At 66.6% G+C, this 14948-nt stretch carries 13 protein-coding genes; 10 read left to right on the forward strand and 3 right to left on the reverse strand.

Annotation, left to right across the window (positions count from 1 at the left end):
• Positions 1-54: 54 nt before the first annotated feature.
• From cckA to AXW83_RS09700, 4 genes are all read left to right on the forward strand, one after another.
• Complete coding sequence (gene cckA / locus AXW83_RS09685; RefSeq protein ID WP_066612694.1) at positions 55-2559, forward strand: cell cycle histidine kinase CckA; 2505 nt, start codon at positions 55-57, stop codon at positions 2557-2559.
• Positions 2560-2913: 354 nt separating this feature from the next.
• Positions 2914-3999 (forward strand): recombinase RecA, encoded by a 1086-nt coding sequence (gene recA / locus AXW83_RS09690; RefSeq protein WP_066612697.1) that lies wholly within the window; start codon positions 2914-2916, stop codon positions 3997-3999.
• A gap of 172 nt (positions 4000-4171) precedes the next feature.
• Entirely contained in the window at positions 4172-6814 is a 2643-nt protein-coding gene (alaS, locus tag AXW83_RS09695; RefSeq protein WP_066612700.1) for an alanine--tRNA ligase, read from the forward strand.
• A gap of 17 nt (positions 6815-6831) precedes the next feature.
• Entirely contained in the window at positions 6832-7455 is a 624-nt protein-coding gene (locus AXW83_RS09700; RefSeq protein ID WP_066612702.1) for a hypothetical protein, read from the forward strand.
• Between the two features lie 82 nt (positions 7456-7537).
• Here the strand turns inward: AXW83_RS09700 and AXW83_RS09705 are convergent, their stop codons facing one another.
• Together AXW83_RS09705 and AXW83_RS09710 are read right to left on the reverse strand one after the other, a co-directional pair.
• Positions 7538-8047 (reverse strand): YciE/YciF ferroxidase family protein, encoded by a 510-nt coding sequence (locus AXW83_RS09705; RefSeq protein ID WP_066612703.1) that lies wholly within the window; start codon positions 8045-8047, stop codon positions 7538-7540.
• A gap of 476 nt (positions 8048-8523) precedes the next feature.
• Positions 8524-9738 (reverse strand): NADP-dependent isocitrate dehydrogenase, encoded by a 1215-nt coding sequence (locus AXW83_RS09710; protein ID WP_066612705.1) that lies wholly within the window; start codon positions 9736-9738, stop codon positions 8524-8526.
• A 216-nt stretch (positions 9739-9954) separates the two neighbouring features.
• Between AXW83_RS09710 and AXW83_RS09715 the strand changes: the two genes are divergently transcribed.
• The 3 genes from AXW83_RS09715 to AXW83_RS09725 all read left to right on the forward strand — a co-directional run bounded on the left by AXW83_RS09715 (position 9955) and on the right by AXW83_RS09725 (position 12258).
• Positions 9955-10806: a hypothetical protein gene (locus tag AXW83_RS09715; protein WP_066612707.1), complete on the forward strand. Its 852-nt coding sequence runs from the start codon at positions 9955-9957 to the stop codon at positions 10804-10806.
• 62 nt (positions 10807-10868) lie between these two features.
• A complete protein-coding gene (locus tag AXW83_RS09720) occupies positions 10869-11606 on the forward strand; it encodes an SDR family NAD(P)-dependent oxidoreductase (protein ID WP_066612709.1) in 738 nt (245 codons plus the stop codon).
• 106 nt (positions 11607-11712) lie between these two features.
• Positions 11713-12258, forward strand: a complete 546-nt coding sequence (locus AXW83_RS09725; protein WP_066612710.1) for a 2,4'-dihydroxyacetophenone dioxygenase family protein — start codon at positions 11713-11715, stop codon at positions 12256-12258.
• A gap of 15 nt (positions 12259-12273) precedes the next feature.
• On the opposite strand, the gene AXW83_RS09730 is transcribed toward AXW83_RS09725, so the two are convergent.
• Positions 12274-12681 carry a flagellar assembly protein FliX gene (locus AXW83_RS09730; protein WP_156639919.1) on the reverse strand — a complete coding sequence of 136 codons (408 nt, stop codon included), beginning with the start codon at positions 12679-12681 and terminating at the stop codon, positions 12274-12276.
• A gap of 227 nt (positions 12682-12908) precedes the next feature.
• On the opposite strand from AXW83_RS09730, the gene AXW83_RS09735 reads away from it, so the two are divergent.
• From AXW83_RS09735 to AXW83_RS09745, 3 genes are read left to right on the forward strand one after another with little or no spacing between them, the layout of a single operon-like run.
• Positions 12909-14042: a flagellar basal body P-ring protein FlgI gene (locus tag AXW83_RS09735; RefSeq protein ID WP_082767045.1), complete on the forward strand. Its 1134-nt coding sequence runs from the start codon at positions 12909-12911 to the stop codon at positions 14040-14042.
• Entirely contained in the window at positions 14042-14428 is a 387-nt protein-coding gene (locus AXW83_RS09740; RefSeq protein WP_066612711.1) for a rod-binding protein, read from the forward strand. Before AXW83_RS09735 ends, AXW83_RS09740 begins: the two co-directional genes overlap by 1 nt.
• Positions 14415-14903, forward strand: coding sequence for a hypothetical protein (locus AXW83_RS09745; RefSeq protein WP_066612712.1), 489 nt, complete (start codon positions 14415-14417; stop codon positions 14901-14903). Before AXW83_RS09740 ends, AXW83_RS09745 begins: the two co-directional genes overlap by 14 nt.
• Positions 14904-14948 lie beyond the last annotated feature (45 nt).

A 14948-nucleotide genomic window follows, 5' to 3' on the forward strand; every position in this document is an offset into this window, starting at 1 on the left:
GCGCGCGGGCGGCGGGCCCGGCGATTCGGCATCAGCGAAACGGACCCCACCGCAATGAGCGGAACCACGGCGACCACGGCCATCGACCGCTCTGACAAGCCGGGCCATATCGGCATCATCCTGCTGGTCGCGAGCGTGCTGGTCGGGGCCGCGATCGCGCTCGGCTTTCTCGCCAACGAATGGGCGCAGCCGCTGATCCTCGGCCTGCTCGCCTTGCTGTCCGTCATCGGCGTCTTCGGTCTCTTCGCCTTCGCGATCGGTCTCGTTCAGTTCTCCGGACGCGCCGCCCGCAACGACCTGACCAAGACGATCGTCGACAGCGCCGATGACGGCGTTGTCGTCACCGAAGGCGAGAGCCGGATCGTCTATGCCAACGAGGCCTATCTGACGCTCGCCGGGGCCCGCGGCGCCACCGACATCCGCCCGGTCGAGCGGCTCTTCACCGGCAGCGCCGACGTTTCGGAGGTGATCTACCGCCTCGCCACCGCCGCCCGCGAGAACCGCCGGCTCGCCGAGGAGATCCGCCTCGACCCGGGTCTGAGCGGGCGCGGTGGCGTCGGCTGGTATCGCGTCCGCGTCTCGCCGCTGCGCCGGGATGGTAAGCCGGCCACACTGTGGACCGTCACGGATGTGACGCCCGAGCGCGAGCGCCAGGAGAACGCCTTCCAGGAACTGCAGCACGCGATCGATTATCTCGACCACGCGCCCGCCGGCTTCCTCTCGATCGATGCCGATGGCGAGGTCTCCTATCTCAACGCCACGCTGTCGGGCTGGCTCGATTTCGATCTCGCCCGCTTCGGCTCGGGCGGCCTGCATCTCGACGACATCGCCACCCCGAGCGCGGCAGCCCTCCTGCAGGCGATCCATGGCCAGCCGAGCGATGTCCGCATCGAGGTTCTCGACGTCGATCTGAAGCGCCGCAACGGCGCCCCCGTGCCGGTCCGCCTGCACCATCAGGTCGCCTTCGGCAGCGACGGCCGCGCCGGCCCCTCGCGCACGCTGGTGCTGAACCGGACTTCGGGCGAGGCCGGCTCCGACGGTCGCAGCGATGCCGAGGTTCGCTTCGCCCGCTTCTTCCACTCGACTCCGATGGCGATCGCCACGGTCGATCGCACGGGTGCGATCCTGCGCTCCAACGCCGCCTTCACCCGGCTGACGCAAGGCACGCGGCAGCCCGCCACCATCCAGGACCTCGTCATGCCGGGCGGCGAGCTCGACCGGGCCTTGGCAAAGGCGGTCGAGGGTGGCGGCGAACTCGCCCCGCTCGACGTCACCCTGATGGGCGAGGAAGGCCGCTCCGCCAGGCTCTATCTTTCGCCGGTCGCCGCGACCGAGGACGGCGACGGCGAGCGTGCCATCGTCTACGCGCTGGAGACCACCTCCGAGCGCAAGCTCAAGGATAATATCGACCAGGCCCAGAAGATGCAGGCTGTCGGCCAGCTCGCCGGCGGCATCGCGCACGACTTTAACAACGTGCTGCAGGTCATCATCAACGCCTCGGAGTTCCTGCTGGCGAGCCACAAGCCGACCGACCCGTCCTTCCCCGACATCATGCAGATCAAGCAGAACGCCTACCGCGCCGCGGCACTGGTGCGGCAGTTGCTGGCCTTCTCGCGCCGCCAGACTTTGCGCCCGCAGGTGCTGGAACTCGGCGACGTGCTGTCGGACCTCTCGCTGATGCTGAAGCGCGTCGTCGCCGACAAGGTCGCGCTCGACGTGCGCCAGGGCCGCGACCTCTGGCCGGTCAAGGCCGATCTCGGCCAGCTCGAACAGGTCATCGTCAACCTCGCGGTCAACGCCCGCGACGCCATGCCCGATGGCGGCAAGCTGACCGTGCGCACCCGCAATGTCGCGACCGAGGACTGCGCGAGCTTCGGCCACGCCGCCCTGCCCGCCGACGACTATGTCCTGCTCGAGGTCGAGGACTCAGGCACCGGCATCGCGCCGGAGCATCTCGACAAGATCTTCGAGCCCTTCTTCACCACCAAGGAGGTCGGCAAGGGCACCGGCTTAGGCCTCTCCATGGTCTACGGCATCGTCAAGCAGACCGGCGGTTTCGTCTTCTGCGACTCGGTCGTCGGCCGGGGCACGGCCTTCCGCATCTTCCTTCCGCGCCATATTCCCAGCGAGGAGGAGATCGCCGCCGAGGCGGCCGCCAAGGAAGCCCCAAAGAAGCTCGCCGCCGACCATACCGGCGCCGGCGTCATCCTGCTGGTCGAGGACGAGGACGCCGTGCGCGCGCTGAACGCCCGCATGCTGGTCTCGCGCGGCTACACCGTCCACGAGGCAGCCTCCGGCGTCGAGGCGCTCGACATCTTCATCAAAGCCGATGGCAAGATCGACCTCGTCGTCTCCGACGTGGTGATGCCCGAGATGGACGGCCCGACGCTGCTGGGCGAACTGCGCCAGCGTAACCCGGCGACCAAGGTCGTCTTCGTCTCCGGCTACGCCGAGGAGGCCTTCCGCAAGAACCTGCCCGACGGCGAGGATTTCCAGTTCCTGCCGAAGCCGTTCACGATGAAGCAGCTGGTGGAGACCGTGAAGGCGGCGATGGCGTAAACGGCCGCCGTCATTCTCGGGCGGAGCGGAGCGCAGACCCGAGAATCTCTTGCAGGAGATGGTCGGGTCGAGCCCGACCATGACGCGCGCAGATCACTCCGCGGCCGCCACCACGATCGTCTTGCGCTCTCGTTCTCCGACAGCTGCCCCATCCCCAGCAGCAACAACGGTCAGCCCGGGCACGATGGATGTGAGAATGCCTCTTCCCGCTCCTGACATCTCCTGTCAGCAGACAAGCTGCGGAGCTTGATGAGAACGAAAATAGAACTTGTCCCGCAGAACAAACCATGATCAATCTTCGCCATCGGCGCGGATTGAGATGTCCCCGCGCCCCTGCCATAAGGAGCGCGCACCGTGAATCAGGCTAACCTCAAGCTCGTGGAAGGCTCCTCGATGGACAAGGCCAAGGCGCTGGACGCAGCGCTCTCGCAGATCGAGCGCGCCTTCGGCAAGGGCTCGATCATGCGGCTGGGCAAGAACCAGCAGGCGATCGAGATCGAGACGATCTCCACCGGCTCGCTCGGGCTCGACATCGCGCTCGGCGTCGGCGGCCTGCCCAAGGGCCGCGTCATCGAGATTTACGGCCCCGAATCCTCCGGCAAGACTACTCTGGCACTGCACACCATCGCCGAGGCTCAGAAGAAGGGCGGCGTCTGCGCCTTCGTCGATGCCGAGCACGCGCTCGATCCGGTCTATGCCCGCAAGCTCGGCGTCAATCTCGACGACCTCCTGATTTCGCAGCCCGACACCGGCGAGCAGGCGCTGGAGATCACCGACACGCTGGTCCGCTCCGGCGCGATCGACGTTCTAGTCATCGATTCGGTCGCGGCGCTGACGCCGCGTGCGGAAATCGAGGGCGAGATGGGCGACGTCCAGCCCGGCCTCCAGGCCCGCCTGATGAGCCAGGCCCTGCGCAAGCTGACCGCCTCGATCTCGCGCTCGAACTGCATGGTCATCTTCATCAACCAGATCCGCATGAAGATCGGCGTGATGTACGGCTCGCCGGAGACCACCACCGGCGGCAACGCGCTGAAGTTCTACGCCTCGGTCCGGCTCGACATCCGCCGCATCTCGACGCTGAAGGACCGCGAGGAAGCGACCGGCAATCAGGTCCGCGTCAAGGTCGTCAAGAACAAGGTCGCGCCGCCCTTCAAGCAGGTCGAGTTCGACATCATGTTCGGCGAGGGCATCTCGAAGGTCGGCGAACTGGTCGATCTCGGCGTCAAGGCCGGCATGGTCGAGAAATCCGGCGCCTGGTTCTCCTTCGACAGCGTGCGCCTCGGCCAGGGCCGCGAGAACGCCAAGGCCTTCCTCAAGGCCAATCCCGAGATGGCCGCCAAGATCGAGGCGACGATCCGCCAGAACTCCGGTCTCGTCGCCGAGCGCATCCTCGACGAGGCGACGCCGACCGACGACGATCTCGACGAAGGCATGGCCTGAGCCGCTCGCGAGTTCGGCTACAATCACGGGCGGCGCTTTGGCGCCGCCCGTTTTCGTTTGGACCCCAACACCTTGCGTCGAGCTTTCTGGACAGGCGATGAGCGCCTGACTAGAACCGGTCTCCCCGCCGGGTTTCCCGGCCCCAGACCCCAAGACCAGAGCGCAGACTGCGATGAGCGGCGTCAATCAGATCCGGTCCACCTTCCTGGACTACTTCAAGAGCAACGGCCACGAGATCGTGCCGTCGAGCCCGCTCGTGCCGCGCAACGATCCGACCCTGATGTTCGCCAATTCGGGCATGGTCCAGTTCAAGAACGTCTTCACCGGCCAGGAGAAGCGGCCCTATTCACGCGCCACGACCGCGCAGAAATGCGTCCGCGCCGGCGGCAAGCACAACGACCTCGACAATGTCGGCTACACCGCCCGCCACCACACCTTCTTCGAGATGCTGGGCAACTTCTCCTTCGGCGATTATTTCAAGGAGCAGGCGATCACCCACGCCTGGACCCTGGTCACGCGCGAATACGGCCTGCCCAAGGACAAGCTCACCGTCACGGTCTATTCCGAGGACGACGAGGCGCACGCGCTCTGGAAGAAGATCGCCGGCCTGTCGGACGACAAGATCATCCGCATTTCCACATCGGACAATTTCTGGCGCATGGGCGACACCGGCCCCTGCGGCCCCTGCTCGGAAATTTTCTACGACCATGGCGACCACATCCCCGGCGGCCCCCCGGGCTCGCCCGACGAGGATGGCGACCGCTTCATCGAGATCTGGAATCTCGTCTTCATGCAGTATGAAGAGGCGGCCGGCGGCGTTCGCACCGATCTGCCGCGCCCCTCGATCGACACCGGCATGGGGCTCGAGCGCATCGCCGCCGTGCTCCAGGGCACGCATGACAACTATTCGATCGACCTGTTCGCGGCGCTGATCCGCGCCATCGCCGAGCTGACCTCGGTCGCCTCCGACGGGCCGATGAAGGCAAGCCATCGCGTTATCGCCGACCATCTGCGCTGCTCCGCCTTCCTGATCGCCGACGGCGTGCTGCCCTCCAACGAGGGCCGCGGCTATGTGCTGCGCCGGATCATGCGCCGCGGGATGCGCCATGCGCAGCTGCTCGGTGCCAAGGATCCGCTGCTGCACCGGCTCGTCCCCGTCCTGACCCGCGAGATGGGTCAGGCCTATCCCGAACTGCTGCGCGCCGAGGCCCTGATCACGGAAACCCTTCAGCTCGAGGAAGCGCGGTTCCGCACCACGCTGGCGCGCGGCCTGTCGCTGCTGGACGATGCCGCCAAGGATCTGGTCTCGGGCCAGAGCCTGAAGGGCGACGTCGCCTTCACGCTCTACGACACCTACGGCTTTCCGCTCGACCTGACGCAGGATGCGCTGCGCGCGCGCGGCGTCTCGGTCGACACGGACGGCTTCGACACCGCGATGCAACAGCAGAAGGCCAAGGCGCGCGCCGCCTGGGCCGGCACGGGCGAGGCGGCGACCGAAAAGCTCTGGTTCCCGCTGCGCGACCGCGTCGGCGCGACCGAATTCCTCGGCTACGATACCGAGACCGCGGAAGGCGTCGTCACCGCCCTGATCCGCGACAATGCCGAGGTCGAGAGCCTGCAGGCGGGCGAGAGCGGCTTCGCCATCGTCAACCAGACGCCGTTCTACGGCGAATCCGGCGGCCAGATCGGCGATACCGGCCTGCTCAAGGCACCCGGCGTCACGGTCGAGGTGACCGATGTCCAGAAGAAGCTCGGCGACGTCTTCGCCCATGCCGTCATCATCAAGGAAGGCGAACTCAAGCGCGGCCAACCGGTTGAACTGCTGGTCGATCACGCCCGCCGCACGGCCATCCGCGCCAACCACTCCGCCACCCATCTGCTGCATGAGGCGCTGCGGCTCGTGCTTGGCGACCATGTCGCGCAGAAGGGCTCGCTGGTCTCGCCCGATCGCCTGCGCTTCGACTTCTCGCATCCCAAGCCGATCTCCGACGAGGAATTGCGCGAGGTCGAGGAGATCGCCAACGCAATCGTACTGCGCAACGAGCCGGTGACGACCCGCTTGCTGAGCGTCGACGAGGCCATCGCGTCCGGCGCCCGCGCGCTGTTCGGCGAAAAATACGGCGACGAGGTTCGCGTCGTCGCGATGGGCACGAACCCGGCCGGCCGCGCCTTTTCGGTCGAGCTCTGCGGCGGCACCCATGCGACGCGGACCGGCGATATCGGCCTCGTCAGCGTGCTCGGTGAAAGCGCGGTCGCGGCCGGCGTGCGTCGTCTCGAGGCGATGACCGGAAACGGCGCCCGCCTGCGCCTCAATGCCGGGTCGCGCCTGCTGGACGGGCTCGCCAACCTGCTCAAGGTTCCGGCCTCCGAAGCCGGCAACCGGCTCACGGCGCTGATCGAGGAGCGCCGCAAGCTCGAGCGCGAGCTGTCGGACGCCCGCAAGAAGCTTGCAATGGGCGGTGGCGGTGCGGCGGAGGACCCGATCCAGGAGATCGTCGGCGTGAAGCTGCTCGCCCGCGCCGTTACCGGGGTCGAAATGAAGGACCTGAAGAGCTTGGTCGACGAGGCCAAGACCCGCATCGGCTCGGGCGTCGTTGCGATTGTCGGCGTTTCGGAAGACGGCAAGGCGGGAGTCGTCGTCGGCGTCACGCCGGACATGACCGAGCGTTTTGACGCGGTCTCGCTGGTGCGCGCCGCGTCCGAGCAGCTCGGCGGCAAGGGCGGCGGCGGTCGTCGCGACATGGCCCAGGCCGGCGGCCCCGACGGCGACAAGGCGCAGGCCGCCCTCGATGCCGTCGCCGCCGCGATGGGGTGACCGGACACGGAGGGCTCATGCACGCGCGACGCGGCGTCCTGATCGGCCTCGGATTGCTGGCCTCGACGCTGGCCGCCGCGCAGCCGCGCCCTGCCCGCCCCGCGTCCGGGCCCGGAATTTCGGCCTCGCAGCGCGCCATGGCCGGCTCGATGCTGAGTGTCTTCCTCAGCCGGGCCCCGGCCGGTGCGCGCCTCGCCATCGCCCGTCCGGCCGATCCCGCCGCTCTGGCGATCGTGGTGCTGGAGCCTGCTTCGACCGTGCCGACAATCCAGACGCCCGGGGAGCCCGGCCGTTACGAACTGCGCCTGACGGTGGACAGGGATGGCCAGCCTGTCATCCTGCTGCGCCAACCGCTGGAGACCACCATGCCGAGCGCGACGCTGGCGGCGCCCGCCCGAGCCGGCCGTTCCCAGACCTTCCCGGTCCGCGGCATCGGCCCCAATGGCGAGCGCGACCGCATCGTCATCGTGCCTACTGGGGCTGCGGTGGACGCGCCGGGCCCGTTCTTCCTACCGCACGAAAACGTCGAGGCGACGCTGGAAACCCCGGACCAGCCGGGCTCCTACGAACTGCGCTATGTGATGGACGCACCGCTGAGCGGCCGGCGTATTCTTGCCACCCGAACGCTGACGGTCGACTAAAATCCGGCGACACATGATGGCGTCGCAGCGCACGAAAAAGCCCGCCGAGTGCCGCTCGGCGGGCCTTCCCGTTGGCCGACGATCAGGCCGCCTTGGCGACCGCGACAGCCGCCGAATTGGCAGGGCCGCCGAGTTGCGTCAGCATCTTGTCGGTCTTGGTCTCTTCGGCCAAAGTCTCGTCGAGAAGCTTGACGGCATCCTTGTGGCCGAGCTGGGTGGCCCAGGCCTTCAGGGTGCCGTAGCGAGCCATCTCATAGTGCTCGACCGCCTGCGCCGAGGCGACGAGGCCGGCATCGAGTGCGGGACTGCCCTCATAATCCTCGATCACAGCCTCGCCCTCCTTCAGAATGCCGAGGATGGCATCGCAGGTCTTGGCACGCGGCGTCTTGCCGATCAGCTCGAAAACCTGGCTGAGACGCTCGACCTGTTCCTGGGTCTCGGTCTTGTGCGTCTCGAAGGCCTTCTTCAGCTCGGGCGACTTCGCCGCCTTTGCCATCTTGGGCAGCGCCTTCAGGATCTGCTTTTCGGCATAATAAACGTCCTTGAGCATGTCGTGAAACAGCTCGTCGAGCGGCTTGGAAGTCGTTGCCATGGGTTTTCTCCAGCAATGTGAACTCTTGGAGCCCCAACCGGCCACCGGCTGCCGTGTTCCGTTCTTGCAAAGATTTCTTGCAGAAACCGAGTACCGATTCATGCCGCTTGCATAGGCTGGCTGGTAATCAGCCAAGGCCGCGGGCCATGCGTAGGCCCTGAGAGTCGGTCCCGCTGGGATCCGAGTGCTCCAACGGCTTCCCTGGTCGTCCAGGGGCCGTCATTCCGGGCGCAGCGCAGCGGAGGCCCGGAATCTATTCCTGAACATCAAGGCCAGCGTTCCGGCATGGATTCCGGATCGGCGCCGCTGAAGCGGCTTGTCCGGAATGACAGTCCGATGGCGTGAAAGATGTGAGAAAGTCCTGAAATCAAATTTTTTCGGATCAGTCCTGAAGCCGCGCACCACCTCACCCACACTCATCAAAAAAGCCCGGCCATCACAGCCGGGCTTCATCATCGTTGTCAGACCGGGATCGCTCAGGCGGACATCGCCTTGCGCAGATTGTCGCTGACCTTCTCGAGGAAGCCCGTGGTCGAGAGCCACTTCTGTTCGGCGCCGACGAGCAGGGCCAGGTCCTTGGTCATGTCGCCGGCCTCGACCGTGTCGACCGTGACCTTCTCCAGCAGCTTGGCGAATTTGGCGAGTTCGGCATTGTCGTCGAGTTTGGCGCGATGCGTCAGGCCGCGCGTCCAGGCGAAGATGGAGGCGATCGAATTGGTCGAGGTCTCCTTGCCCTTCTGGTGCTCGCGGTAGTGGCGGGTCACCGTGCCATGAGCGGCTTCGGCCTCGACGGTTTTGCCGTCCGGCGTCATCAGCACCGAGGTCATCAGACCGAGCGAGCCGAAGCCCTGCGCCACGGTGTCAGACTGCACGTCGCCATCGTAGTTCTTGCAAGCCCAGACATAGCCGCCCGACCACTTCATCGCCGAGGCCACCATGTCGTCAATCAGGCGGTGCTCGTAGGTGATGCCGAGCTTGTCGAATTCGGCCTTAAACTCGGCCTGGTAGATCTCCTCGAAGATGTCCTTGAAGCGGCCGTCATAGACCTTGAGGATGGTGTTCTTGGTCGAGAGATAGACCGGGTATTTGCGGATCAGGCCGTAATTCAGCGAGGCGCGGGCGAAATCGCGGATCGAGTCGTCGAGATTGTACATCGCCATGGCGACGCCGGCCTCGGGAGCCTTGAACACCTCCTTCTCGATCACGGCGCCATCGTCGCCGACGAACTTGATCGAAAGCGTGCCCTTGCCGGGAAACTTGAAATCGGTCGCGCGGTACTGGTCGCCATAGGCGTGGCGGCCGATCACGATCGGCTGCGTCCAGCCGGGCACGAGGCGCGGGACGTTCTTGCAGATGATCGGCTCACGGAAGATCACGCCGCCGAGGATATTGCGGATCGTGCCGTTGGGCGACTTCCACATCGACTTGAGGTTGAATTCCTTCACGCGGCCTTCGTCGGGCGTGATCGTCGCGCATTTCACGGCGACGCCGTGCTTCTTGGTGGCGTTGGCGGCGTCGATCGTGATCTGGTCGTCGGTCGCATCGCGATTCTCGACCGAAAGGTCGTAATAGTCGAGTTCAAGGTCGAGATAGGGGAAGATCAGCGTGTCCTTGATCTTCTGCCAGATGATGCGGGTCATCTCGTCGCCGTCCATGTCGACGACGGGATTGGCGACCTTAATCTTGTTCATGTGAAACGACCCCTGATGCTGGCCAGACTGAAACGGCTCGCGCCTGCGGCAGGCACGCCGCAGGCGGTTGGCCGTGTCCTAGCGGGTTAGGGCCGCCGGGGGAAGCGCGGCTTTTGGGCAAGGCAGCGGCAAGCGCCACTCGTGTTGCACTGCCGCAAAAACGGCACCTTCGCCCTTCAGGGTCTGGCGCTCTCTGGTTTTGATCGGGAACATCTCTTGGATCGCTTTATTCCAGACGCCGCCCTGGCGCGCATCCGGCCGGCCTTCATCGGCTTGACCGTCTCCCTCGCCTGTTCGGCGGCCTCCGCGGAAGGCTCGACGGAAGCGGGCTATCGCGCACTCTGGCCGCTTCCCTCAGCGCCGCTGGAATCGGCCGAGGCCGCGTCCCAGGGAATGGCGACCGACGAGCTCGCGGCCTTGATCGAGGCCGGCCCGGAAGGGGATGCGGACGCGGCACTGTTCGCCCCGCTCCGGATGCCGCTGCCCGTGCAGGCGTCGAGAACGGGAACGCCCGATATCAGCCGCCCCCTGTCGCTGGGCGTCATCCGCAAGGGATTGTCCGCCCAGGGCCCGGCCACACTCGCCCCCTCCGAGCGCGCAGTCGGCGTCAAGCTCGGCACCGACGACGTGTTTGCCGTCACCACCCGGCTCGTGACGCCGGCGGATGGCGCCTCGTCCGATGCGCGCATCGACTGGCGGCTGGCGCGCCCGGTCGCGCCTCACCAGCCAGGCTTCATCTGGACCGTCGCGACCGGCGGAGGCAGCGGCCTCGCCAGCCGCCCGGAGCAGAATGCCGGCCTGATGCTCGGCTATCGCCAGCCCGTCTTTGCCCATCTCACGCTGACCTCGCAACTGACCATGCAGGGCAACTACGTCTTCGCGCCCGGAGACGGCGCTCATTCCGCCGTCGTGCCGGAGGTCAAGCTCTCGGCCGACCTCACCGCCCTTGCAAAACTCCCCTTCGACACATCCTTCGATCTCGGGCTCGCACGGCAGATGCCGGTCTTCGCAAGTCAGTACGAGACCCGCGGCAGCGCAATGCTGCGCGTGAAGTACACCCTCAACTGACGCGGGCAGCCCCGCCGAAAGCACGGCTTCCCTCACCTGGCGCATCGCTCTAGCCTGCTGCCATGACACGAGACGCCTCCCCCAGATTTGCCCTCGTCACCGGCGGCACGCGCGGCATCGGCGCCGGTGCTGCCCTGGCGCTCGCCTCGGCCGGATACGAGGTCCTCGCCACCGGCCTGACCGACAAGGAGGTCGCGGCCGCCCCGCCGCATCCCGCGATCCGCCACGCCCGGCTCGACGTGACCAGCGACGCGCAGGTCGCCGCCATCGTCGCGCTTTGCCCGCGGCTCGACGCGCTGGTCAATTGCGCCGGCATGATCCAGCGCAACGGCAAGGAATTCGAGATCGACGCCTTCCGCCTGACGATCGAGGTCAATCTCAGCGGCAGCATGCGGATGTGCCTCGCCGCGAAGGACAAGCTCGCAGCCATCTCATCGGACAAGGCCGGCGGCGCGATCGTCAACATCGCCTCGATGCTGACCTTCCACGGCTCGGCCTTCGCGCCGGGCTACGCCGCCTCCAAGGGGGCGATCGGCCAGCTGACCAAATCGCTCGCCGCCGCCTGGGCGCAGGACGGCATCCGCGTCAACGCCGTTGCGCCCGGCTGGATCGAGACCGAGCTGACAAGGCCGCTTGTCGAGGACGCGGCCCGCTCCGCCCCCATCCTGGCGCGCACCCCGATGAACCGCTGGGGGCAGCCTGGCGATGTCGGCGGCGCGATCGCCTTCCTGCTCTCCGACGCGGCAGCCTTCGTCACCGGCGCGATCCTGCCCGTCGATGGCGGCTATCTGGCGGTGTGAGGAATGGCGCGGAACGACGAAATATCGAGGTAAAGCAAGGTGTTGGCCCGATTTTCGGAATCAGACCGTCAACACCTTGGATCAAAACCAAAGCGGGAGAAACGCCATGAACAAGGTCAGCCCCATCCCGGTCGTCGCCTCCGACGCCGAGCGTTGGACACCCTACCGCCATCCGCAGCCGAAGGATTCCCCGCCCGAACTGATCGTTCACGACGTCATCCCGGAAGACGAACGCATCTGGGTGCCTGTCGATGACAATGTCTGGTTCCGCCCGCTCTGCCTGTCCGTCACGCGTGGCTACTGGATGAACCTGCTGCGCGTCCGCCGCTCGGGCGTGCTCTCGCGCCACCGCCATCCGCAGCCGGTCCACGGCTATGTCCTGAAGGGCAAGTGGCGCTACCTCGAACATGACTGGGTCGCGACGCAAGGCTCTTATGTCTACGAGGCACCGGGAGAAACCCACACCCTGGTCGTCGATCCCGATGTCGAGGAGATGATCACGATGTTCCAGGTCAACGGCGCGATGATCTATGTCGATCCGGACGGCAAATGCCTCGGCTATGACGACGTCTTTACAAGGCTCGACAAATGCCGCGCGCATTACGCGGGCAACGGGCTCGGAGCGGAATTCGCCGATCAGTTCATCAGATAAGCGAGGACGTCTCCGCTACCGCCCCAGCTTCGCTAGTTCCACCGCCGCGCGCAGTTCGATATGCGCCAGCACCTCGTCGAGACGGGGATCGTCGGTGCTTTCGCGCCTGAGCGACAGCACGTCCTTCAGCCGCTCCAGCTCCGAGATCTGGACGCGGCCCGACAGCAGCGCCGCCTTCAGCCGGTCGAGCCCGTCGAGCAGGTCATGGCCGCGCTTCGCCTGGCGCTTCTTGCGCTCCTGCGGCTCTTCATGCGCCTGCACGGCGAGAAGCGTGTCGAGCGGCCCGGCCGAGCTGACGCCCGCCCCGCGCGCGGCAGCCGCGCTGTCCTTGCCGGGAAGGGTGAAGGCGGCCCCGCCGCTGCGCCTTGCCGGGTTGGCCGGGCCGGTGCCTGTGACGGGTGCGCGCTGGTCGATCCGGATCATGGCGCCTCGCAAAATACTGACGCCAGACTAGGGCGCCGCAGGGTTAACAACCGGTAAATCACCCGGCAGAAACTGCCGGCCGGGCAGGATCGGCAGGCTCGATCTGCCGACCGTGATCATGACTCAAAAACTCAAACAACTGAAAAATATGGCTTTTCAACTTGTCCGCATCTGGCACGCGGATCGCAAGGCGTGTGGCGTTGCCCTTGTCACGAGTCGGTATCCTTATGTTCCGAGCGACCGCCTTCAAACGCCTGACGACCACCCTGGCCCTGCTGCTGGGGTTCGGCTTCGTCATCGCGGCGGGGCCGGCTCAGGCGCTCTCCCGCATCAAGGACCTTGCGGCCGTCGAAGGCGTCCGCAGCAACCAGATCCTCGGCTACGGCATCGTCGTCGGCCTCAACGGCACCGGCGATACGCTCAACAACGCGCCCTTCACCAAGCAGTCGCTGACCGCGATGCTGGAGCGGCTCGGCGTCAACACCCGCGGCGCCAACATGCGCACGGCGAATGTCGCAGCTGTCATGGTGACGGCCAACCTGCCGCCCTTCGCCACGCAGGGCACGAAGCTCGACGTCACCGTCTCGGCTTTGGGCGATGCCAAATCGCTGCAGGGCGGCACGCTTCTGGCGACGCCGCTGCTCGGCGCCGATGGCGAGGTCTATGCCGTCTCGCAGGGCGCGGTCGCCATCGCCGGCTTCTCGGCCGAGGGCGAGGCCAGCAAGATCACCCGCGGCGTGCCCACCGTCGGCCGCATCGCCAATGGGGGCCTCGTCGAGCGCGAGATCGACTTCGCGCTGAACAAGCTCAAGACGCTGCGGCTCTCGCTGCGCAACCCCGATCTCACCACCGCGCGCCGCATGGCCGCCGCGATCAATGACTTCCTCGGAGGCGATGCCGCCGAGCCGACCGACCCCTCGACCGTCGTGCTGCAGATCCCGGCCCGCTTCCAGGGCAACATGATCCGTATGCTGACCGATATCGAGCAGCTCAAGATCGAGCCCGACCAGCTCGCGCGCATCGTCATCGACGAGCGCTCCGGCATCATCGTCATGGGCAAGGATGTCCGCGTCTCCACCGTGGCGGTGGCGCAGGGCAACCTGACCGTGACGATCAGCGAACTGCCCCAGGTCAGCCAGCCCAACCCACTGGGCGGCGGCCGGACCGTCGTGACGCCGCGCACCGCCGTCAAGGTCGACACCGAAGGCGGCAACAAGCTCGCGCTGGTCAATGCGAGCGTGACTCTGGCCGAACTCGTCGACGGGCTGAACGCGCTCGGCATCGGCCCGCGCGATCTCATCGCCATCCTCCAGGCCATCAAGACGGCCGGGGCCCTGCAAGCCGAAATCGAGGTGATGTAATGAGCGTAACGCTCGCCCTCCCCGCCGCCAAACTGGCGCTGAACGCGGCCGGCAGCCTTCTCGGCGGCCTGACCAATGCGCTCGACCCCGCCAAGGCCAAGGCGAAGAAGCAGGCCGACGATTTCGAGACCATGTTCCTCGAACAGGTCACCGAACGTATGTTCGCCGCGCCGGAAGGCTCGGAAGGCCCGCTCGGCGAGAACGGGCTCGGCGGCGACGTCTACAAGTCGCAGCTGACCCAGGAATACGCCAAGCAGATCCAGCGCGCCGGCGGCGTAGGCCTGTCGAGCAGCATCATGCGCGACCTGCTTGCCGTCCAGGAGCAGACCGGTGCCACCGCCAAAACCGCAACACAGACCGCCGGGGTCGCGAATGTCGGTCGCTAGGCGCATCCTCGACGAGCGTCCCCGCATCGCCAGCCCGCTCGAGGCGCAGGCGCTGATCGAGATCGTCCTCGAAACGCTCAGTGCCCTCTCCCACCTCGTCGGCGAGGAAACCGAACTCGTCCGGGCCGGGCGCCTGCCCGACGCCATGGCGCGCGAACCCCGCAAGACCGAACTCGCCGGCACCTATATGCGCGGCGTCGAGCAGGTAAAACTCAATGCCGTGGCGCTGGCGCGCTTCGTGCCCGAGCAGGTCAAGCGGCTGAAGACGGCCCATCTCGCTTTCCAGGGCCTGATCGAGACCAACCAGCTCGTCCTGGCGACAGCCCGCGCCGTCTCCGAGGCGATCATCCGCGATCTCGCCGGAGAGGCAAACCGCCCCGCGCGCGCGGCCGGATATGGGCCGGCCGCGACAGTCGGCGCCGGCGCCTTCGCCCGCCCCAATGCCGGCCCGCTGGTGGTTTCGCGCAGCCTCTGAGGCCCGATTCCTGCTGAAAATCCCGGCATTCGCACCCCATAAGGC

The sequence above is a fragment of the Bosea sp. PAMC 26642 genome (assembly GCF_001562255.1).
GTDB lineage: Bacteria > Pseudomonadota > Alphaproteobacteria > Rhizobiales > Beijerinckiaceae > Allobosea.

Coding starts and splice junctions, on each gene's coding strand:
- cckA (WP_066612694.1), top strand. CDS start 55: ATGAGCGGAACCACGGCGACCACGGCCATCGACCGCTCTGACAAGCCG.
- alaS (WP_066612700.1), top strand. CDS start 4,172: ATGAGCGGCGTCAATCAGATCCGGTCCACCTTCCTGGACTACTTCAAG.
- AXW83_RS09700 (WP_066612702.1), top strand. CDS start 6,832: ATGCACGCGCGACGCGGCGTCCTGATCGGCCTCGGATTGCTGGCCTCG.
- AXW83_RS09705 (WP_066612703.1), bottom strand. CDS start 8,047: ATGGCAACGACTTCCAAGCCGCTCGACGAGCTGTTTCACGACATGCTC.
- AXW83_RS09710 (WP_066612705.1), bottom strand. CDS start 9,738: ATGAACAAGATTAAGGTCGCCAATCCCGTCGTCGACATGGACGGCGAC.
- AXW83_RS09720 (WP_066612709.1), top strand. CDS start 10,869: ATGACACGAGACGCCTCCCCCAGATTTGCCCTCGTCACCGGCGGCACG.
- AXW83_RS09725 (WP_066612710.1), top strand. CDS start 11,713: ATGAACAAGGTCAGCCCCATCCCGGTCGTCGCCTCCGACGCCGAGCGT.
- AXW83_RS09730 (WP_156639919.1), bottom strand. CDS start 12,681: ATGATCCGGATCGACCAGCGCGCACCCGTCACAGGCACCGGCCCGGCC.
- AXW83_RS09735 (WP_082767045.1), top strand. CDS start 12,909: ATGTTCCGAGCGACCGCCTTCAAACGCCTGACGACCACCCTGGCCCTG.
- AXW83_RS09740 (WP_066612711.1), top strand. CDS start 14,042: ATGAGCGTAACGCTCGCCCTCCCCGCCGCCAAACTGGCGCTGAACGCG.
- AXW83_RS09745 (WP_066612712.1), top strand. CDS start 14,415: ATGTCGGTCGCTAGGCGCATCCTCGACGAGCGTCCCCGCATCGCCAGC.